Consider the following 402-nt stretch of genomic DNA (forward strand, 5'->3'; position numbering starts at 1 on the left):
CACAGATGTCGGAATAGCCCCCTTTTTAGATAGGTATAGCCCTTTTGTTAGTCCTGCTAATATTCTTTTGTTATGTACTTCAAAAATATTTTACTCCAACAGTGCCTGTTGTTAAAAATACTTCCCATTAATTTTTTTGTGGGTTCACACGAAAATAGAAACCACAGTGGTAAAAATTAACGGGCCCCACAGCCAACGTTTACCACCGCACAAGAACGCAGGCTTACCTGCGTTCGTTGGCTGCGCTGAACGTGTTTTTTGTCATTCGACAGGAAAACTAGACTCACTCTGCTTGATGGAGTGGTCGTTCTTATCGCTTCGCGATGGTTCTGGCATGAAAGCAAGTGCGAATTTAAAACCAAACAATCAGCACATACCCGATAAGATATAATGATATCTTTT

The 402-nt window shown here is 40.8% G+C and carries 1 protein-coding gene; it reads left to right on the forward strand.

Annotated features, from left to right (window positions below; translation table 11 throughout):
• Positions 1-166 precede the first annotated feature (166 nt).
• Positions 167-391 carry a hypothetical protein gene (locus PVK71_RS20400; protein WP_274421137.1) on the forward strand — a complete coding sequence of 75 codons (225 nt, stop codon included), beginning with the start codon at positions 167-169 and terminating at the stop codon, positions 389-391.
• Positions 392-402: the final 11 nt, after the last annotated feature.

It is taken from the genome of Aliivibrio sp. S4MY1 (assembly GCF_028765545.1).
Classification (GTDB): domain Bacteria; phylum Pseudomonadota; class Gammaproteobacteria; order Enterobacterales; family Vibrionaceae; genus Aliivibrio.